The sequence below is a fragment of the Psychrobacter sp. TWR1-1-1 genome (assembly GCF_049895865.1).
Taxonomy (GTDB): domain Bacteria; phylum Pseudomonadota; class Gammaproteobacteria; order Pseudomonadales; family Moraxellaceae; genus Psychrobacter; species Psychrobacter immobilis_A.
The window spans coordinates 18,880-38,274 of record NZ_JAFCTE010000013.1; the positions used below are offsets into that span (position 1 = coordinate 18,880).

Here is a 19,395-nt window from a genome sequence, read left to right on the forward strand (position 1 = left end):
TCAACATTGTGAATCTGTATGGCTATTTATGATGGAATGCTTAGCTTTCGAAGAGCCTGATTAATGCACTATCTTTTTTGATCATCCACTGATCAAGACATTTCTTAATCAATGCTTATCCATTAATACCTAATTGTTGATAATGCCTAATTGCTGACTAGCTCGTACTGAGTTATTGGTCGAGTAACGATTAATTAATCGTTACTTGTGATACGGCACGTAGCAGTACCGCATTACCAGTCGATAACGTCAGCGTCACTCTTGAAGTGGTGACAAATGAGACATTTTTACCATCTTTTACCCAGCTCTCATTGGTCGTTACATTGGCTTTGGCCTGATCGCCCGTAATAATGATATTATCCACAGAAATATCATAACGGTAATTAGAGGTGTTATTCCAACTATTTTGCAACAACTTCAAATAGGCATCTTTATCTAAACTGGTAGACTTACCTTTTCTAGATAATGAAATCAGTGCATCGTCAGAGACAAGACGGGCGACCTGATTGACATTTTGGCTATTCGCTGATGACTTCATTGCTGCTATATAATTCTGCACCAAAGCTTCGGTCATGGCTGCCGCTTGTGCACTGATACTCACAGTACTTACAACGGTCACTACCGCCGCCACGCTGGCACTTTTTAGCAATAATGCCAAAAGCCCTTTTCCCCATAATCGTTTCATCATAATCCTTAGCAATGCTGTTATCGTTGTTGCCATCTTTTGATGACTAACGTTTTTTATTGATTAAATATAGTAGTCGTTTATTACTCATTAACATCATGACAAATGAAGCAAGCACTAGCTAGCGTGTGCCTCTTCATTTTACTTGTGAAAAATATCTGTTTAATCATCACCTACTTATTAATGATCACAGTGTACTTTTACCATAGAGTGAGACTATCATTCAATTCTCACAGCTATGTGACACCCTGTGTAATTATTGCGAATACTAAAATACCAACCATATGGCACAATTATTTCTGAAAATATGAGTCACTGCCCATCGTTATCATAAATACAAAATATACTAACTGAGCCGCTTACGCAGTACACAGCTCAGTTTTTGCTCCAGTTTTGATTCACTTTCTGTCAATCCAATCTCAATTTAATAAGCCAAACGGAATCTTACTTAGCGTCCGTACTATTATCTTCGTATTGTTGTTCATCATCACTAAGCTTCATACCCAATCGCTCTACTCGTCTGTCCATCATTTGTCGAGCTAGTGCTTGCATGTCTTCGACGCGGTCTATTTCATCCACAATCTCAAGTCCCAATAAAGTCTCAAACACATCTTCTAAAGTAACCAAACCTTTGACTTCACCATACTCACCGACTGTAATAGCGATATGAATACGGTTTTTTAGCATCAGCTCTAACAAATCAAACAGTTTCATTTTTGAAAAAACAAAAGTAATGTCACGTTTAAACTGAGTCAATGGCTTGTGCATCGCATGGTTTACTTTTGCTAATAACATGTCTGTTTTTAATACAAAACCTGTGATGTTATCTAAGTCACCATCATAAATTGGCAGTCGTGAAAATGTCAGTTTTGGGCGATCGACCAACAATTCAGCGACTGTTTTGTTTTCTTCAAACGCCAGCATCACCGAACGCGGGGTCATGATATCTTCGACTTTAATCGCACCAAATGCCAGCAAATTGCGAATAATGCGCGATTCTAATGGGTCAATCTGTCCTGACTCTTCACCGATACTGGCAAGTGCCGCAAATTCACGACGACTGAATGCTTGGGGTTCTTTGCCACGTACTAGCAATTTGGTTAACTTTTCTGATATCCAAATAAGTGGATACAACAGCAGAATAATGCCTCGAACGAAATAAGCGACCATACCGCTTAGTTGACGCCAGTACAGTGTCCCAAGCGTTTTTGGAATAATTTCAGATAAAAACAAAATCGCCAATGTCATAATGGCAGAAAACAGTCCAAACCATGCACTACCAAACACAATCGTGGCTTGGGCACCAGCACCGATAGAACCTAATGTATGAGCCACTGTATTCAAAGTCAAAATAGCCGCCAATGACTGATCGATGTTATCAACCTTTAAGCGTCTTAGCATATTTGCTTTTTTCGGATTGCTTTCTTGAACATCAGCGATATAAGACGGCGTCATGCTCAGTAATGCAGACTCAGCCAATGAACAGACAAACGAGATACCGATAGCGACAACCACAAAAAGTATGAGTAATAGCACACTGATCGCGGTAGGCTCTGCTAAAGCATCAGCGGCAAAAGCTGGATATGGCAATAGCAGCATCGCCGTCAGCGCTGATAACCCAGCAATTGAATTGGTACGACGAAGACGCTTTGAATAGCGTGATGTCGGAGGAGGTTTAGCAGACGCTTCTTTACAAGCGCGCGGACGACACAAACGAGGTACAAACATAAAAGTGGTAAACAAGTTAGGTAACCTAAACAGAAAAAAGTAAAAGGGATAATAATATAATGAGCAAACGATACTAAATCATTAACAGCAAACAACAAAACAAACATGATTAATTAGCTATTAGTTATCTGCTAAAACGATGGTAACTCGCTGCTCAAAACTGATTTAGCAGCAGATAATAGGATCTATTATATACTAATAAACCGTGTGCTAAATGCAGGGAATTATTGCCATTTGATAGTAGCATTGATGATGCCATTTCACAATAAGACGCTATTGTTAAGTCTTTGTTTTTTGGTATCCTTGACCATACCTTTTGCTACGCTACTACTACCTAGCATCCATTCGCTGCTTGAATTTTGTTATACTCTCAGCGCTTTGGCGTCACTTATATGATGTGGCAAAAATATTGCCGCAAAAAGTGATGACCGCTAGCATGCCATTACCTTAAGAAAAACATACTCAGCCTATGATTAACAGTTACCAAGTCTGGGATTTTTTGTTACTATGCGTTTAATTTTATTATTATCTATGACTTACTGAGAGAAATTATGTTGTTATTTATCCAAGCTGCCCATGCTGCACCAGAAGCTGCTGGTGCGATGTCACTATTTAGTCAAATACTATTGCCTGTTGCTTTTTTTGCGATTTTTTACTTCTTAGTCATTCGTCCGCAATCTAAGCGTACCAAAGAACATCGTGCCATGGTCAATGCATTGACTGTCGGTAGCGAAATCATTTTTGCTGGTGGTTTGATGGGTCGTATCAAAGCCATTGAAGGTGACTATGCGGTGGTCAGCCTGAACAATAATACTGATGTCAAAGTACAACGTGCTTCTGTTATTTCAGTGTTACCTGCTGGCACAATCGAAAGCGTTTAATGATTGATTGAAATATTAGTCGCGTTTTATTAATGATTACTAGGGCATGTCCTCATTTTAAAAATGGTGGTAAAAATGAAATAAATTGCTGTTAAACAAGGAAAGTAGCTTAAATAATATCGAGATATTAATAAGCTATTTGACGATGTTTGGCAAAATTTAGCCATTTTTAGCCCATTTAGAGGATAATCGATTGAATTGAGGACACGCCCTCATCTGTCATTAATAAATATAGTGATTAATACAGTGCCTAAGAATGACCGTACCTTATTTACGGTCATTTTTCGCTATAGAGCAATGATGTAAAAACAGTCTCATAGAGTATAGACAATTTATGTTTATGCTTTTGACCATGCTTTCTTTATTGATTTTATCAGTGATATTTTGCTGACTATATATTTTTGATGACTATATAAAGATACGTCTGTATTATTTGCTCTACTGTTTTACTATCATCGCGGATGATCGCAATGGTGCATGATGACGACTGCTAGATACAGCACTCAACCATTGCTATCGCTAACTTCCCATCTGCTAACTTGTGGCCTACGTCGCCAGTCGTTTATCAACCTAAAGAAGTGATTATGCAATATCCCGCTTGGAAATACTTACTTATTGCCGTCGTGCTAATCATTGCCGGTCTATATGCTGCTCCTAACCTCTATCCTGATGAACCTGCCGTGCAAATTACAAGCGCCGCTGCAGGTACACAGCTGTCTGAAGGTATCTTGACTGAGTCGCAAAGCTTGCTTGAAGAGGCTGGCATCAATAACCACGATGGAACGTTTGAGGGCAACAGTGCACTGGTACGTCTTGACAATCCAGTCGATCAGCTCAAAGCTCAGGAAGTACTGCGTCAAAACTTGGGCGAAGACTATGTCGTCGCGCTTAACTTGGCGCAAACGACGCCGCAGTGGCTACGTGATATCGGGGCAAAACCGATGAAGCTCGGCCTTGATTTACGTGGCGGTGTACGTTTTGTACTAGAAGTCGATATGGACAAGGCGCTTGAACAGCGTTTGACCAGTGCCAGTCGTGACATGCGTCGCGAGCTACGTGCTGAGCGAATTGCGATCAAAGGCATTAAGACAGAAGATCGAAGTGTGGTATTACATTTCGCTGATACAGATGCTCGTAACCGTGCACAGAATGTTCTGCAAGGCTCAATGGGCAATACGTTTAGCTTGCAATCCTCTATTGATGAGCAAGGTCCTGCGCTGATTTTAGCGTACAATGATGCAACGCTTGATGAAATCAATAGCTATGCGGTTAATCAGAACTTGACCACCCTTCGCAATCGTATTGCTGAACTTGGTGTGACTGAAGCTTTAGTACAGTCTCAAGGTGCTAGCCGTATCGTCGTCGAGCTTCCTGGTGTACAAGATACTGCTGAGGCAAAACGTGTCTTAGGGCGCACTGCAAACCTTGAGTTCCGTATGGTTGCTGAAGACAGCGAAAACTATACGGGCGGCATCCCTCCAGCGGGTACCGAAGCTTTCCCGTTTGAGACGCTTGATGGTCCGCCGGTACTGCTTGAACGTCAAGCGATTGTCACGGGTGATAAAGTCACTAATGCTCAAACTGGTGTGGATGAAAGCGGCTCTCCTGAAGTCAGCATTACTTTAGATAGTGCTGGTGGTAAGCTCATGCAAAATGCCACTCGTACCGCCGTTGGCAAACAGATGGCTGTATTGTTCATCGAAAACAAGCAAAGAATCACTTACGAAGAAGATCCAGAAACTGGCGAAACTGGCGAAGTTAGAACGCCTTATGCTGAAACCAAAGTCATTAACCGTGCCAATATTCAAGCGGTCCTTGGCTCCTCTTTCCGTATTACTGGGCTAGATAGTAGCGCGGAAGCTGCCGAGCTTGCACTACTGCTACGCTCAGGCGCACTTGCCGCACCGATGTACTTTGTAGAAGAACGCACTATTGGCCCATCATTAGGTCAAGACAATATTGATAAAGGTCTATTCTCTACGCAAGTCGGTTATCTATTAGTGTTTGCGTTTATGATTATCTTCTATCGTCTATTTGGCGTGATTGCCAACGTGGCGCTGGCCGTGAACGTTATTATCATCATTGCTATTATGTCAATCTTAGGCTCTTCACTTACCTTGCCTGGTATTGCTGGTATCGTTTTGACCATCGGTATGGCCGTCGATGCCAATGTACTGATCTTTGAGCGAATACGTGAAGAGCTAGCAAACGGGGTACGGCCCAAATCCGCCATCGTGGCAGGTTTTGATCGAGCCTTTAGTAGTATTTTCGATGCCAACATCACCACCCTATTGATTGCTTTTATTCTATTTGCAATTGGCACGGGTCCGATTAAAGGCTTTGCGGTTACATTGGCTATTGGTATTGTCAGCTCACTATTTACCGCTATTATGGTGACACGTGCGCTGGTACAGATTGCTTATGGTAAGCGTAAATCTATCAAACGTTTGAGCATCGGTTAGGAGAACATTATGACGATTGATAAGAACAATCCTTTAGAACAGCAGAATAATCCAGATCGAGATGGTTCAAGTGGCTCAAATGTTGAGGCAAGCACACACCGCCGTAAAAAACCACGCCGTGATGGGAAAGGTAGTAATACCAAAGCCAATAACCCAACTACCGCTAAATCAAAAAAAGACAAAGCTCTGAGCAGTGGTAAGGATGCGGGTAAAGGCAGTCAAGCACTGTCAGCCAATCCTGAGATAGAATCGGGTGATGCCGCTGATGATGCTGCTGCAATCGCTGAAGGCGGTATCAAAGCCGTTGGCAACCAGCGTATTATTCCGTTTATGAAGATAGAAAAGCCAATGGCACTTTTATCTCTATTGATGGTTATTGGTAGTATCATTGCAATTGCAGTAAACGGTCTAAACTTAGGACTTGATTTTACGGGTGGTGTGTCCGCAGATGTGCGTTACGAGCAGCCTGTTGAGCAAGTTGAAGTCGTACAAGCATTGGCCGATAATGGCTTTGATGATGCCGTGGTACAGTATCTTGGTACGCGAGAAGAACTCCTCGTACGCTTGCCACCACAGTCTGATAACGTAGACGGCCTAAATAGTAGCCTGACTAAAGCATTAACCCTGCCTAATAATAATGTTGAAATCAGTAACGTTAATATTATTGGCAGCCAAGTTGGTAATGAAATTTATCTAAACTCAGTCATGTCACTGGTATTAGCATTGGTCTGTATGTTGGGCTATGTTGCCTTACGTTTCCAATTTAAACTCGCTCTTGGTGCGGTATTATCGCTGTTTCATGATGCTATCGTGACCATTGGTGTTTTTGCCTTATTTGGCTTTCCTTTCGACTTAACCGTCTTGGCGGCCGTCTTGGCACTGGTTGGTTATTCTATCAATGATACAATTGTTGTGTATGACCGTATTCGTGAGAATTTTCGTCGTGTCCGTGGTATCACACCTCGCCAGACCGTTGACCTGTCTTTGACCGAAACGTTGCGCCGTACCATTATGACCATTTCCACTGTTTTACTGGTTGTACTTGCCATGCTATTCTTAGGCGGCGATGGACTGTTCTGGTTCTCAGTAGCGCTCTTCATTGGTCTGCTTGCCGGTACTTACTCATCAACGTATATTGCAAGCTCGATTCCATTACGTATGGGTCTATCACGCGATGACTTTATTGTGAAAGTAAAACCTGAGTTTGAAGAAGAAATTGTCACTTTCAATGATCCAAAAATGTTTGAACAAGACAATGCTTAATAAATTTTATACTTTCTAAAGCTAATCGCTAGCTAAGATAGTATTTAAGCAAGCATCAAAAAAAGCACCTGACTCGTGAATAATGAGTCTAGGTGCTTTTGTCTTTGTAGCTATTTTTGCCTTGAATATCACACTTGCTAGAGCTAACTCCATTTAAAACAGAGTCAAGGCAACAAAGTACAAATATATAAGTCATACTTCAAGTAAGGTTAATGCCGTAATGCCTTTATAGTGAATTGACTATACGGTAATGTCATAGCGTTAATGACATTAACTCTGTCCTTCTTGTTTTTCATCGATAAACGAGCCAAAAATGTCAATGACCACCTCGCCACCTAGTGCTATGCCACCGATTGATACTCGCTATACACGTATCATTGCTATTGCGTTGCCCGTTTTATTAGCCAACCTAGCAATGCCACTACAAAGCGTCATCGATACCGCGATCGTGGGTAATATGAATGACACGGCTAAACTTGCCGGGATGGGCTTGGCGATACAATTATTGTCTTTATTGCTCGTGAGTTTTAACTTTTTACAATATGCCTCGTCTGGGCTATCGGCTCAAGCGCTAGGACAATCGCTCAATCATGTTGATAATTCTACTCATACCACAAAGTTGTTAACCCCAACCCCATCACCCCTACTATCAATCTTGCAACGTGCCTTGTTATTAGCGTTTGCTATCGGTAGCATTCTGTTACTGGCAAAGCCTTGGTTGATAGATTTTGGCTTGCAAGCTCTATCTGCCAACCCCGACAGTGGGCAAGCGGCAAAGACTTATTTGGATGTACGCTTTTGGGGCGTCATCGCTGAGCTAATGAACTTTGCCTTTATTGGTTGGTTTGCTGGTCAAGGTAAGACTCGCTACATGCTTTACCAGCAAGGCTTTATCGCCATGCTGAATATCGTTCTGACCTTGTTTTTTGTCTACGGGATGCAGATGGGCTTGGTTGGGGTGGCGTTAGGAACCACTATTGCCTTTTGGCTGGGCGTGATATTAGCGTTGTGGCTCAGCCGTCAGCATTTGCAAATATCTTGGCAAGCCTTATTCACTGCCGACAAGCAACATTTTTCTAAAGAAAAAATGCTTAGGCTATTTTCATTAAATAAAGATATTTTTATCCGTACTCTGATCTTGACGTTGAGTTTCGCTTGGATTACCCGCTTGTCGGCTCAAAGTGGTGACGTCATCCTAGCCGCCAATGCTATTTTGCTTCAAGTATTAAGTATCTCAGCCTTTGCTCTTGATGGCGTTGCGGTATCGGCTGAAACGTTAAGCGGTCAAGCAGCAGGAAGACGGGATTGGCCACGTTTTCGTATTATCGTCAAGCGCACCGGTATCGTCAGTTATGGTTTAGCCATCATGTTAAGTGCGATATGGTGGCTGGCAATGCCAACATATTTGCAATTTATGACCAATATCGAGTCCGTTTTTACGTTGGCATATGAGTACCACCTTTATGCGGTATTACTACCTCTCGTTGGCGTTGGTGCCTATTGGCTAGATGGTATATTTTTTGGCTTAACTGCCGGCAATGTGATTCGTAACGCAGCTTTGATACTCGCCGCTATCTTTTTTCCACTCAGCTGGTTGCTCTACCAACAGTGGGATATGACTGGTATTTGGCTAAGCGTGTGGTGTTTATTATTACTTCGGCTGGTTATTTTGGGTGGCTTCTTGTACCGAGCTCATCAAACAGCCAGCTATGAAAAACTCCAACCAACTGTGTAATGTTCTTCGATTAAGTGCATTTTTTCTAGGGTGTTTTTGCCATTGCTCGGGCTTGTCTTCATTTTAAAACCAGTTTTCTAACATTAATCTTTCAGCAAAATATTAATAATAACCAAAAAACAGCAAAAATTAGGATGTCATGTGACTACTCATTCAAAAGAATTACATCAACAGCATGAGACCAGCTACGACTGGGTGGCGGGGTTCAAAAAAAGCCTGCCTGTGGCGATGGGCTATTTACCTGCGGGTATCGCCTTTGGTGTGCTGGCACAAGTTGCCGGCATCCCTGTGTGGGCAACGATTATGTTGAGTGTTGTACTGTATGCGGGCGCCGCTCAATATGCTTGTTTGCCAATGCTGAGCGCTGGTTTACCGATTGGTAGCATCGCAACCAATATTGCCGCTATTAATTTACGTCATGTATTTTATGGTATGCCATTATTGCAATACCTACCAGAACATAAGCTTGCCAAAACCTATTGTCTATTTGCCCTGACTGATGAAACTTTCTCTGTTATGACCAGTTTACCTAATGAGTCAAGACAAGCGTTGATACTACCATTGAGCTTATTTAATCAAAGCTGGTGGGTATTAGCAAGCACAGTTGGTGTCATGATCGGCAGTACTCTGAGCGATTTGGTACCACATTTGGATTTTGCCTTAGTCTGTCTGTTTGCGATCTTAGCTTATGAGCAGTTCCAAAGTATCAAACGTTATTTCCCCATTGCTATTGCTGTCATTTCTTTAGCGGTGGCATCTTTATTTACTAGTAATTGGTTGTTATTGGTGGCAATCACCATCTGTATGCTATTGATTTTAGCTCGTGGGTTTTGGACGCAGCGTAATATGACAGGAGCCAACAATGACCAGTAGTTACCTTATTTTCGCAACCTTTGCGATGGCCGCCGTGACCTTTATTACCCGTGCGCTACCCGCCTTAATACCCAGAAAGCTGTTAGACACACCTTGGCTGCATCGGCTCAATGAGAGCTTGCCACTATCAGTCATGGTATTGCTTATTTTAACCAGCCTTTCTTATCAAAATTTATCGGCAACGACTAGGCTAAATAACGCTGAACTCCATTTATTGATGGCACAAATTGGTGCCCTTATTTTGGTGTTGTTCGTTTATCATATCAGCCGTCAATTATTGGTCAGTATGGTCGTTGGCATCGCTGCCATTAATGGCTTGCTATGGGTATTTACCAATTTTTTAAGTGGATACTAGGGCGTGTCCTAGAAAATTGATGAACACATGAATGGATGACAGCATATAGTTCATATGAATAATTTTAAACCCTGTAATTGAACTATATTCAAAATAGAAAAAAGGCTGGATTCTTATGAGAATCCAGCCTTTTACTTTCTAACAGTGCTGCAAAAAACTGATACTTTTAAGAAATTGATAACTTAAAGCTCTTCGACGCCCATCATATCAACTGGGGTATCAGCCACTATCTGTACGCCTTTTTTACCTGTTTTGGCAGTGTCATTGCGCTGCTCTTGTAAGTGCTCAAGATACGCTTCATTGATCTGCCCAGTGATGTAGCAACCATTAAATACGGCACAATCAAAACCTTCAACTTTGCTGTACTTGGTATCTTTTACCGCATCAATCAAGTCGTCCAAATCTTGGAAAATCAATCTATCAGCACCGATGATATCGCGTACTTCTTCTACCGTATGACCTGAGGCAATAAGCTCACTGCGTACTGGCATATCGATACCATAGACGTTTGGATATTTAACTGGTGGCGCGGCGCTAGCAAAAAATACTTTATTCGCACCAGCATCGCGTGCCATTTGGATGATTTCATGGCAAGTGGTACCACGAACGATAGAATCATCAACCAACAGTACGTTTTTACCTTTGAACTCAAGTGGTACGGCGCTGAGTTTTTGACGAACTGATTTTTTACGTTGTTGTTGACCTGGCATGATAAAGGTACGACCGATATAGCGGTTTTTCATAAACCCTTCACGGTACTTAATATTCATTTTTAGTGCCAGCTCCATCGCTGACGTACGCGAGGTATCTGGAATAGGAATCACCACATCGATATCGTGATCTTCACCCCATTCAGCAAGGATTTTATCAGCCAGCTTTTCACCCATACGTAAGCGTGCTTTGTAAACTGAGATGTTGTCCATGATAGAATCTGGACGGGCAAAATACACATATTCAAAGATACAAGGCGTGTATTCTTGCTGCTCAACACACTGATGGGTATGTAATTTATGATCTAAATCAATGAATATGGCTTCGCCAGGTTTTACATCACGGATAATACTAAATCCTGATCCTGTCAGCGCAACTGACTCTGAGGCAACCATGTACTCGGTGCCGCCATTCGGTGCCATGCGCTTACCGAAAATAAGCGGACGAATACCGTTTGGATCACGAAATGCGAGCAAACCATGACCCGTAATCAAAGCGACCACGCCATAAGCGCCTTCGACGCGACCATATACAGCCGTGACTGCTTCAAAGATATCAGCAGGCGTTGCTTTGGTTTTACCCAAGTTTTGCATTTCATGGGCAAGTACGTTTAGCAATACTTCTGAATCTGAATCGGTATTAAGATGTCGGCGATCTTCGATGTATAAAGACTTGGCTAAACTCTCAGCATTGGTCAAGTTACCATTGTGTGCAAGGGTAATACCATAAGGTGAGTTGACATAAAATGGTTGAGCTTCGGCACTGCTTGACGTGCCTGCTGTTGGATAACGCACATGACCAATACCAAACTTACCAACCAATTTCATCATATGACGATTCATAAATACGTCACGTACCATGCCATTTTCTTTACGTAGATAGAGTCGTCCATCTTGCAAAGTGACAATACCCGCTGCATCTTGCCCACGATGCTGTAGCATCGTCAAACCGTCATAAAGAATCTGATTGACTGGTTCGTGAGCTGCAACTCCAATGACTCCACACATAATAGCTATATCCTATTTTGACTCATTAATTAGTACTACAATAGTGGCAAGACTGCTAACAGTAGATTATCAAAAATGCGTACTGTCACTCACCGACGACCTGATGATTGTTGTTCAGAATTTAACGAATATTTATCTTTTGACTATTAGAAAAATGCACTATTTATTGGCATTTGTGGTCTCTAAATGCGATTAAATAATTTTTTATCAAGGATAACTTACAAAGAGGATATGATAGAAGCGATAACCTCTAGCACCATAAACCCAAGCTATCAGCATCGAAGCATTGAGACATTAAAGGTTAACCGTAAAAATACTTACGATTGATTGACTTGATCCCAAGCCATACCTAACACATCTGAGACCAACGCTTTACCCATCGGGGCATAAGGCAATAGCTCAGGCGCGAGCACTGACGTTTGCCATTGTGGCATTTGCACCAGTAACGGCGCGCTGACGCTAAGCACAACTAAGACCATCAGTACATTTTTAGCAGCACCCAGTACACCACCTGCCATTTTGTCAACGACACCCAAGCGTAAGGTTTTAAGTACGCCTGAGAATACAAATGCCACTAAGTGCATGATGGCCAATATGATTATCACCACCAATAAAAATGCCATTGCCATTTGTAAAACAGGGTTTTGTACCATGCCTGATAGTTGCGGCGAAACCACTCCTGCCAAACGCGTGGCAGCAATCAAGGCAATAAACCAACCGACTAGACCAACGGCTGTTTTAATCAATCCGACTTGAAAGCCGCGCCATAAGCCGATCAAAACAACAATAGCAATCACGATATCCAGACCACTCATGTTCTACGCCTCATACCTTATTGATTTTTATCGGATGTTTACTTTCGTTTTCGTGACATATTAATTTTTGATGACTCAGCTCAAAATACAGTCGTCTTGTGCATCTGATAGGTAATGAGCTAGGAATACTGATCCGCTATAGCTCCATCGCGTCGTAATAGCCACCGATTGCTTGAATACAAGACTGTACCAGCCCAGGACCACGATAAATGAGCCCCGTATAGAGCTGCACCATATCTGCACCCGCTTCGATTTTTTTGACGGCTTTTGCACCACTGTCAATACCGCCGACGCCTATTAAAGCGACTTTACCATCTAGCTGATCGGAGAACTGTTGTAAAATTTGGGTACTAATGTGGCTGACTGGGCGACCGGATAGACCACCTGCTTGCTCACCATCAGGTAAATCTTCAACACCAACACGGCTCAACGTTGTATTGGTCGCAATCAACCCATCAATCTCAAAATCGAGCAATTGCTGCGAGATATAATCCACTTGTAGCGGCTCTAGATCAGGCGCAACTTTCAATACCAGTGGCACATAAAAACCATATTCAGTGGCTAATTGGCTGTGACGATTTTTAATCGTATCCAAAAGCTGAGTCAAGGCCTCGCCACTTTGTAAATCACGCAGATTCTTAGTATTTGGTGAGGAGATATTAACGGTGATATAGGAGGCATGCGGATAAGCACGCTCTAAACAATAGACATAATCATCGGCGGCTTGCTCTACTGGCGTATCGGCATTTTTACCAATATTAATCCCAATATTGCCTTTGTATTGACAGCGCTTGACGTTTTCAATCAGATAATCGATACCTTGGTTATTGAAACCCATTCGATTGATGATAGCATCCGCTTGCTTGATTCTAAACAACCTTGGCTTATCATTGCCTATTTGCGGTCTTGGCGTGACCGTGCCCACTTCTATAAAACCAAAGCCCAGCTCAGCCAACGCATCGATATAATCACCATTTTTATCCAGTCCTGCCGCTAGGCCGACCGGATTGGTGAATTGCAAGCCCATGCAGTCTGTTGGCTGCATTGACTGACCGTATACCAAACCTAAAACACGTGCTTTATGTGCTTTATCTAATAAAGATAAGGTCATCTCGTGGGCGTGCTCTGGATCCATCTTAAACAAAAAAGGGCGAAGTAAGGCATAAGACATAGTAATGGCAGACCCTGCTCGAAAGAAATAGTGAGTGAATAGTGCGAATAAAATCAAGCGCTGCGATTATATCAGCTTAACAGAAATAAGAGCAAAGTTTCATGCGCTAAATTTCTGTATTAGAGTGCTAATAGCTATACCTACATATTGGCTAAGGAACTGACAGATGTATTCTACAGTCCCTAAGGTACAGGACGACCATCCGTCAGGGCTATCCAACCACGGACGATACGATAAAGATGCCATATGAAGGTGAAAATCATGATTAGCAGGCCAAATACCGCTAATAATACCGAACCAATGGCAATATTATTGCTATCAGCCAGCATACTAATGCCAAACCCCCCTAATGCAAAGGTAATGATAATAATACCTAAGAAGAAAAATACGATGCTATACCAAAAGGTCTTAATCTGCCAATCGAAATGCGTGGACAACCACGAACCCTCTGCGTCATGGCGCTTCGCATAGTTCATCACAATTGGTACAACCCACAGTAATCCAGCGGTAAAATAGCTGATTACGTATAAAAAATAAGTAATGTGATTATAAGTGATTAAAGAACGGCGCTTACCGTTGCTCATATTGTCACTCGCCCCATAGCTCTGCCTTTGCTGAGTCATTTCATGATCAAATGCAGCTTCAACTGACGAATTACTCTGGTATTCAGCAGTTCTGGTCTGCTGATGACTACGCGTGTCAGGTTTGCGATCAGAAGATTGATTCATCTTAAATATCCATCTCTGGCTGTGTGATAGTTAATTAATTGTGTCAAACGTGCAATTTTTCAATGACACTAATGACAAATGGTTATTTTAGAAATTGATGATCAGTTAATTTGGGGCGACAATAGACAAGAATTAAAATACTTCCAGTTTCCACAGCATATCGATTTATGAGGTGACAGTCGCTTGTACTTGAATGGCTTTGGTAACCAAGTCTTGCTGTATCGATAGCTGACTGAATTGCCAACCTTGCTGTTCGAGTTTGCCAAGTGCGGTGCTGACCACTGCTTGACTGGCATGATTGAAGCTCAGTTGCACGGCATCACCCGTTGCAACGACTTGGGCGTTGGCAATACCTGAATTGTTTAACAATGCACTGATACTATTGGCAGGTGGCATGGCCGCTTCACCATCCGCTGCATTCATCGCATTACTATCGATATTGCCAGCTTGGGCACGCAACCAAAAGTAATCAGCCACTTGCTCTTGATAGTCGCGCTTACTGTCGTTTGCCGCTTGATGAATACTATAACCACCATAGCCACCAATGAACAATAATAAGAACATAGACAGTACGGCCAATGCCAACTGGTCACGCGGCGAAAGTGCCTGCCAGCGTAACGATAGCATCTGTTGAAAATTATTTACACGCGTTGACAGCACATTGGTTCCAATACTGTTACTGGTCTCTGGCGTGATGTTATTACGTTTGGTGCGGCGCTGCAATCGTTTCATTTTCCAACCTTTTTGACTTTTATTACCACTGCCTAGTTGGCAAATAAATTATGATGCCGCTACATTGGTTTGCGTCGTGTTATTATTTTCTACGACATTCACCGTAACCTGACCACTAAACTGCCCTTGTTCATTACTGTTTACCTGTGCAAGCTTGGCATTTAAACCTTGTGCAACAAGTGTGCTCGTAAATTTATCAAGACTATTACGATCAGGGGCAATCAAGGTAAAGCTGAGTGCTGATGGCTCCATCACTAACGCTTGCGCCCGCAGTGAAGACTGCTTGATTAACGGGGATATGCGAGTCAATGCTGCCATATGAGAGGCTGGTGCTTGGCTGTCACTGCGCAGCTTTGGTTGCAATTGCACTTGCAGTTTGGTGCGCGAGCTTAATGGCTCGTTTGGAAACCAAGCTTGATACTGCGCCGCAATCTCAGCTTTGGTCGCTACCGCCGCTTTATTATATTGATACCACTGCAGGCCATCGGTCGCCATCTGTAATACCAGTGCCGATAACGCGACCATCGCTGCCACACGCAAATACGGTGAGAGCTTTGAGTCCGTTGATTTAATAAAGAAGTTAAGCGCGTGACGCTCAGGGCTGTCAACAGGCTTGGGCGTCGTGGTCAATGTGGTTAATAATAACTGGTGATCTGCAACAAGCGCGGCCGTTTCTGCCATAAAGCTCATGGGCATTGCCGAATTTGTTGGCTTTGAAAAATCATCTAAAGCCGTTATGGGCGGCAATATATTCACTTCACTTAAATGCGGGAAACGTTCAAAAATTAAGGGCAAATAACTGACAGCCATACCTTGTCGCAATGACTGACGCAGTAGCATGGTTTGCTCATCTTGATACAGTGTTACTTGCTGACCTGCCCCTTCATCTGGTGTTGGCAACAATAAAAAATCAGGCAGTAACGCCGTTATGCTCATGCCAGCGAGCTTAGCACTCTGCTGCCATGACTCGATATCGCTTTGCGCCAGTGCATACAGTTGGTGATTATCAGCTTCACTGATTTGCCGAATCGCCAATTGCTCAACAGGGGTCAAGGATGTCTCTTCAAACAAATATTGCTTGCCGCTATTGCCCAGCTGTTTAAGCTGAGTCGCATTCAGCTCAGTATCTACCTGCAATATATGGCTTGATGGAAAATATAGACACAAAGTCTTCTGCGCATTGGTTTTATAATTACCATAGATTGTTTGCAGCTGTTGCCAACCATCAACCGTTTGCCATTGCTGAATATCTTCATGCCAGACAGCTAGCGGGCTATGCTGCGCTCGTAACCAAACATGTAACACTAAGCGTGTCCTTAATTATTAAAGCTGTTTTAAAGGTAGGATTCAGACAATTTCATTCTTTAACCAATTTAACACCACTAAGCGTCAATAGACTAAGTGTCAACAGTATCACTGACGATTCGACCTAATCTCAATACGGCTGCTCGGGCACAAAACGAGCAATCTCTTTTGCCATACCTGCCATTACAAATTCCATCTCAAACACCCTTGCTTCTGCAAGAGAAAATGATTCAGGATAATCACCAGTCAATAGACCAGCGATATAAGCAACGATAGACATATGACACACCACTACCAGACACTCAGCGTCAATATCCGCAATATCTATTAAAGCTTGACGCGCATCATCAGAAGGCGTGATATTTTCCTGTACGATTGCTGGAACCTTGGGCGCGCGCGTCTGAAATGCTGCTAGCGTCTGCTGCGCTCTATCATAAGGACTGACGACAAAATAGTCAGGATGATAGTGAGTCATCACATACTCTGCCGTCTGCATTGCTTGCTGTTGACCAAAGTCAGTTAACTGGCGCGCGCTGTCTGGACGCGATTCATCTTCTGCTTGACCATGACGTACTAGTATAATTTTCATAACCTTCCTTTATGCATTGTCATGATGACGTTGTTTGCAGAATAATAATTCTTAAAACAACGTCATCATTTAACATTGGGGTTTTTACTTACTGTCAGTATCGCCACTTTCATCATCAGTGCTATCGCTTGACGTCTTCATCTGCGCAGTTAGCGCCGCATTACTATGATCATGCGCCATTACAAATTCAACGTCACTACGGAAGCCAGCTTCCATGAGATGTAACGCCACACCTAATGCTGCTTTATCTTCATAAATGACCGCATACAATGCATGGGTAATAGGCATGTAGATGCCTTGCTTGGTAGCTTTCTCATGCACTTGCTGAATAGTATTAACCCCTTCAGCCGTTTGACCGAGTTTTTTCACCGCGGCCTCAATACTCATACCGCGACCGAGCATGTTGCCGATACGATAGTTACGACTGAGCTCTGAGCTACAAGTGGCGTATAAATCACCCACACCAGACAATCCTAAGAAGGTAAGCGGATTCGCACCCGCCTCAACCCCAAAGCGGCTCATCTCTGCCAAAGCACGAGTCAATATCATCGCTTTGGTATTTTCGCCAACATCATAGGCCGCCGCCATTCCCATTGCAATCGCATAGATATTCTTTAGCGCGCCGCCAAGCTCCACACCTTTAACATCATCACTGGCAAACACTCGAAAAAACGCACTATGTAGCGCGGCTTGTACGGCATGGCGCAATGGCTCAGACTCACTGGCGATAACGGTCGCCGATGGCATGTTTTTCATGATCTCTATCGCAAGGTTTGGCCCCGACATGACACCAAAATTCACTTCAGGTAGCTCATCTTTAATAATGTCGCTCATCATGGCAAAAGTATCTTTTTCCATACCTTTGGTCAATGACACAATAGACTGACCACTGATAAATGGTGCAATATTCTTTAGGGTCTCACGAAAAGCCAAACCAGGCACCGCAATAAAGATAATGTCTTTATCTTTGACGGCTGCTGCCAAGTCATGGCTATATTTAAGGCTGTCATCAAGCTTATAACCTGGTAAATATTTTTTATTGGTCTGCGTTTTTATCATCGCCTTTACCGTACGCTTGTTACGTACCCACAGCGTGGTATCACAGCCATTGCGTGCAGCCAAGTTTGCCATTGCTGTACCAAAACTACCACCGCCTAAAAACGCCAAACGTAGCTTGGTAGGATTACTGTGAATATCCGCCATGTTTTTTGCCACTGCTGATTCTACCGCGCTAGGATTGAGTTTTTTACGACCAATACCCGATTTGGTAGCACGTTCGATGATACCTGCCAGCAGACTGTTTTGCTTTTCAGGGGCATTCGTATTCACCTCAGTATTATCGCTACTGATGTCTTTGTTGCTATCATTAGGGCTGGTCATTTGCTGTTATCCGTATTGGCTGATTTATTATTAATAGAATTTATCATGGTTTATTTATCATGACTTATGACGCTTTAGAGCTTAGAGTATTGAGTATTGAGGCTATCTATCTTTTTGCTATACGACCGACTGTCTTTTTAGAGAGCGGTATTCGTCAAGAGAAAAGCGCCACTAAACAGCGCTTAGATATATTATGACTCAAATCGCACTAAAGACTCGATATCAATCGGTTTACGGGCGGGTTCATTTTTGGGACTGGTGCCAGTATAAACAAACGCCGTCACATAATCATCTGGACCAACGTTAAAATATGATTTAACAGCAGGTTCATTACATAGCAGTCCCGTACGCCACACTGTACTAAAACCTTGGGCTTTTAGCGCCAAAATCAGGTTTTGTACAGCTGCACCCGCACTTAGCATTTGTTCAAAAGGGGGAACTTTTTTGTGCGCTTGTATTTTTGTGACAACCGTGATGATGACGGGCGCTCTTAATGGCATGGCCTGAGTTTTTGCGATGTCCTTTTCGGACAGCGTTTCGCCCTCTTGCACTGCTTTGGCTTGAGCCGCTGCGACCAAAGCATTGCCCAATTCATGACGGGCATCCCCCTGTGTCACTATAAAACGCCATGGACGCAGTTTTTTATGATCTGGCGCTGTCGTTGCACACTCAATCGCTATTTCGATTTGGGCATGTGTCGGTGCGGGCAAATCTAAATTTCCCATACTGCGCCTTGAGTTGATCCAACCAATCATTTCTTCACTGCTAATCGGCATACTGTCTGTGGTGATGTCTTTGGTCGACAGTTTTTTATCATTTTCGTCGGATGTAGTCATTACCGCTCCTTATTTATTATTATCTTTTATGCAAAAAACCAATGCTTTGGTTGGCTCTCAATACTGTCAAAAAACACGTTATGTCAAACGAATATATATCAATATTGAGTGTGAGTGACTTGAATGAAAAACCATGAGT

Annotated in this window: 18 protein-coding genes; 7 read left to right on the forward strand and 11 right to left on the reverse strand. The window is 42.8% G+C overall.

What is annotated here, in order from left to right:
* Nucleotides 1-190: 190 nt before the first annotated feature.
* Nucleotides 191-685 carry a nuclear transport factor 2 family protein gene (locus ACP69U_RS11530; protein WP_426138594.1) on the reverse strand — a complete coding sequence of 165 codons (495 nt, stop codon included), beginning with the start codon at nucleotides 683-685 and terminating at the stop codon, nucleotides 191-193.
* Nucleotides 686-1,129: 444 nt separating this feature from the next.
* A complete protein-coding gene (locus tag ACP69U_RS11535; RefSeq protein ID WP_087945572.1) occupies nucleotides 1,130-2,413 on the reverse strand; it encodes a CNNM domain-containing protein in 1,284 nt (427 codons plus the stop codon).
* A 551-nt stretch (nucleotides 2,414-2,964) separates the two neighbouring features.
* Here ACP69U_RS11535 and yajC point away from each other — a divergent pair.
* From yajC to ACP69U_RS11565, 6 genes are all read left to right on the forward strand, one after another.
* Nucleotides 2,965-3,294, forward strand: a complete 330-nt coding sequence (gene yajC / locus ACP69U_RS11540; protein WP_045446152.1) for a preprotein translocase subunit YajC — start codon at nucleotides 2,965-2,967, stop codon at nucleotides 3,292-3,294.
* A gap of 584 nt (nucleotides 3,295-3,878) precedes the next feature.
* Nucleotides 3,879-5,756, forward strand: a complete 1,878-nt coding sequence (gene secD, locus ACP69U_RS11545) for a protein translocase subunit SecD (protein ID WP_296242429.1) — start codon at nucleotides 3,879-3,881, stop codon at nucleotides 5,754-5,756.
* A 9-nt stretch (nucleotides 5,757-5,765) separates the two neighbouring features.
* Nucleotides 5,766-7,019, forward strand: coding sequence for a protein translocase subunit SecF (gene secF / locus ACP69U_RS11550; protein WP_296242431.1), 1,254 nt, complete (start codon nucleotides 5,766-5,768; stop codon nucleotides 7,017-7,019).
* A gap of 313 nt (nucleotides 7,020-7,332) precedes the next feature.
* On the forward strand, nucleotides 7,333-8,754 hold the full coding sequence (locus ACP69U_RS11555) for an MATE family efflux transporter (RefSeq protein ID WP_426138595.1): 1,422 nt from the start codon (nucleotides 7,333-7,335) through the stop codon (nucleotides 8,752-8,754).
* Between the two features lie 141 nt (nucleotides 8,755-8,895).
* The gene (locus ACP69U_RS11560; protein ID WP_426138596.1) at nucleotides 8,896-9,627 is read left to right on the forward strand and encodes an AzlC family ABC transporter permease; all 732 of its coding nucleotides are present in this window, start codon (nucleotides 8,896-8,898) and stop codon (nucleotides 9,625-9,627) included.
* Nucleotides 9,617-9,982 (forward strand): AzlD domain-containing protein, encoded by a 366-nt coding sequence (locus ACP69U_RS11565; RefSeq protein WP_426138597.1) that lies wholly within the window; start codon nucleotides 9,617-9,619, stop codon nucleotides 9,980-9,982. The genes ACP69U_RS11560 and ACP69U_RS11565 overlap by 11 nt, the downstream gene beginning before the upstream one ends.
* A 182-nt stretch (nucleotides 9,983-10,164) precedes the next feature.
* Here the strand turns inward: ACP69U_RS11565 and purF are convergent, their stop codons facing one another.
* The 8 genes from purF to ACP69U_RS11605 form a co-directional block, all read right to left on the reverse strand.
* A complete protein-coding gene (gene purF / locus ACP69U_RS11570) occupies nucleotides 10,165-11,700 on the reverse strand; it encodes an amidophosphoribosyltransferase (RefSeq protein ID WP_055124190.1) in 1,536 nt (511 codons plus the stop codon).
* Between the two features lie 317 nt (nucleotides 11,701-12,017).
* Nucleotides 12,018-12,515, reverse strand: coding sequence for a CvpA family protein (locus ACP69U_RS11575; RefSeq protein WP_045446136.1), 498 nt, complete (start codon nucleotides 12,513-12,515; stop codon nucleotides 12,018-12,020).
* 136 nt (nucleotides 12,516-12,651) lie between these two features.
* Nucleotides 12,652-13,686 (reverse strand): quinone-dependent dihydroorotate dehydrogenase, encoded by a 1,035-nt coding sequence (locus ACP69U_RS11580; protein ID WP_060490895.1) that lies wholly within the window; start codon nucleotides 13,684-13,686, stop codon nucleotides 12,652-12,654.
* Nucleotides 13,687-13,868: 182 nt separating this feature from the next.
* Complete coding sequence (locus ACP69U_RS11585; RefSeq protein ID WP_226914222.1) at nucleotides 13,869-14,414, reverse strand: DUF4870 family protein; 546 nt, start codon at nucleotides 14,412-14,414, stop codon at nucleotides 13,869-13,871.
* A 165-nt stretch (nucleotides 14,415-14,579) separates the two neighbouring features.
* Nucleotides 14,580-15,146, reverse strand: coding sequence for a type II secretion system protein GspM (gene gspM / locus ACP69U_RS11590; RefSeq protein WP_193011026.1), 567 nt, complete (start codon nucleotides 15,144-15,146; stop codon nucleotides 14,580-14,582).
* A gap of 48 nt (nucleotides 15,147-15,194) precedes the next feature.
* The gene (gene gspL / locus ACP69U_RS11595; RefSeq protein ID WP_193011027.1) at nucleotides 15,195-16,451 is read right to left on the reverse strand and encodes a type II secretion system protein GspL; all 1,257 of its coding nucleotides are present in this window, start codon (nucleotides 16,449-16,451) and stop codon (nucleotides 15,195-15,197) included.
* Nucleotides 16,452-16,581: 130 nt separating this feature from the next.
* Complete coding sequence (locus tag ACP69U_RS11600; protein ID WP_426138598.1) at nucleotides 16,582-17,040, reverse strand: SixA phosphatase family protein; 459 nt, start codon at nucleotides 17,038-17,040, stop codon at nucleotides 16,582-16,584.
* A gap of 84 nt (nucleotides 17,041-17,124) precedes the next feature.
* A complete protein-coding gene (locus tag ACP69U_RS11605; RefSeq protein ID WP_426138599.1) occupies nucleotides 17,125-18,420 on the reverse strand; it encodes an NAD(P)H-dependent glycerol-3-phosphate dehydrogenase in 1,296 nt (431 codons plus the stop codon).
* Between the two features lie 59 nt (nucleotides 18,421-18,479).
* Between ACP69U_RS11605 and ACP69U_RS11610 the strand changes: the two genes are divergently transcribed.
* Nucleotides 18,480-18,617, forward strand: coding sequence for a hypothetical protein (locus ACP69U_RS11610; RefSeq protein WP_426138600.1), 138 nt, complete (start codon nucleotides 18,480-18,482; stop codon nucleotides 18,615-18,617).
* Here ACP69U_RS11610 and ACP69U_RS11615 read toward each other — a convergent pair.
* Complete coding sequence (locus ACP69U_RS11615) at nucleotides 18,612-19,196, reverse strand: nitroreductase family protein (protein WP_413786968.1); 585 nt, start codon at nucleotides 19,194-19,196, stop codon at nucleotides 18,612-18,614. The genes ACP69U_RS11610 and ACP69U_RS11615 overlap by 6 nt on opposite strands.
* Between the last annotated feature and the right edge of the window lie 199 nt (nucleotides 19,197-19,395).

Coding starts and splice junctions, on each gene's coding strand:
- ACP69U_RS11530 (WP_426138594.1), bottom strand. CDS start 685: ATGAAACGATTATGGGGAAAAGGGCTTTTGGCATTATTGCTAAAAAGT.
- ACP69U_RS11535 (WP_087945572.1), bottom strand. CDS start 2,413: ATGTTTGTACCTCGTTTGTGTCGTCCGCGCGCTTGTAAAGAAGCGTCT.
- yajC (WP_045446152.1), top strand. CDS start 2,965: ATGTTGTTATTTATCCAAGCTGCCCATGCTGCACCAGAAGCTGCTGGT.
- secD (WP_296242429.1), top strand. CDS start 3,879: ATGCAATATCCCGCTTGGAAATACTTACTTATTGCCGTCGTGCTAATC.
- secF (WP_296242431.1), top strand. CDS start 5,766: ATGACGATTGATAAGAACAATCCTTTAGAACAGCAGAATAATCCAGAT.
- ACP69U_RS11555 (WP_426138595.1), top strand. CDS start 7,333: ATGTCAATGACCACCTCGCCACCTAGTGCTATGCCACCGATTGATACT.
- ACP69U_RS11565 (WP_426138597.1), top strand. CDS start 9,617: ATGACCAGTAGTTACCTTATTTTCGCAACCTTTGCGATGGCCGCCGTG.
- purF (WP_055124190.1), bottom strand. CDS start 11,700: ATGTGTGGAGTCATTGGAGTTGCAGCTCACGAACCAGTCAATCAGATT.
- ACP69U_RS11575 (WP_045446136.1), bottom strand. CDS start 12,515: ATGAGTGGTCTGGATATCGTGATTGCTATTGTTGTTTTGATCGGCTTA.
- ACP69U_RS11580 (WP_060490895.1), bottom strand. CDS start 13,686: ATGTCTTATGCCTTACTTCGCCCTTTTTTGTTTAAGATGGATCCAGAG.
- ACP69U_RS11585 (WP_226914222.1), bottom strand. CDS start 14,414: ATGAATCAATCTTCTGATCGCAAACCTGACACGCGTAGTCATCAGCAG.
- gspM (WP_193011026.1), bottom strand. CDS start 15,146: ATGAAACGATTGCAGCGCCGCACCAAACGTAATAACATCACGCCAGAG.
- ACP69U_RS11600 (WP_426138598.1), bottom strand. CDS start 17,040: ATGAAAATTATACTAGTACGTCATGGTCAAGCAGAAGATGAATCGCGT.
- ACP69U_RS11605 (WP_426138599.1), bottom strand. CDS start 18,420: ATGACCAGCCCTAATGATAGCAACAAAGACATCAGTAGCGATAATACT.
- ACP69U_RS11610 (WP_426138600.1), top strand. CDS start 18,480: ATGACTTATGACGCTTTAGAGCTTAGAGTATTGAGTATTGAGGCTATC.
- ACP69U_RS11615 (WP_413786968.1), bottom strand. CDS start 19,196: ATGCCGATTAGCAGTGAAGAAATGATTGGTTGGATCAACTCAAGGCGC.